The organism is Pseudoflavonifractor capillosus (assembly GCF_016899775.1).
GTDB lineage: Bacteria > Bacillota > Clostridia > Oscillospirales > Oscillospiraceae > Lawsonibacter.
In genome coordinates, this window is record NZ_JACJJE010000188.1 from 1 (window position 1) to 265 (window position 265).

Here is a 265-nt window from a genome sequence, read left to right on the forward strand (position 1 = left end):
ATGTTTGTTCGACCGTTGAAAAGCCCCGATGAGAAAAAGAAAAATCGCTCATAGATTGCCGCCGTAGAAAGAGTGATATGACATAACCGTTTCAAGAACCACCCACGCTTCTTCAAGCGTGTAGTTCTCTAACACGCTTTTAAAGGTTCGATAAAATCTGCTTCGAACCTGGGTCTGCCGACCCGCGCAGTATGCAAGCCCTGCTTGGGCCATTTCCTTGCTTTCATAAAGCCCGCCTTTTAAACGCGTCAAAAACCCAAGGATG

General features: G+C 46.8%; 1 protein-coding gene. It reads right to left on the bottom strand.

Annotated features, from left to right (window positions below):
• Positions 1-48: 48 nt before the first annotated feature.
• Positions 49-265, bottom strand: a 217-nt coding sequence (locus H6B31_RS16955) for a hypothetical protein (RefSeq protein ID WP_204899550.1), incomplete at its 5' end; no start/stop codon positions are given.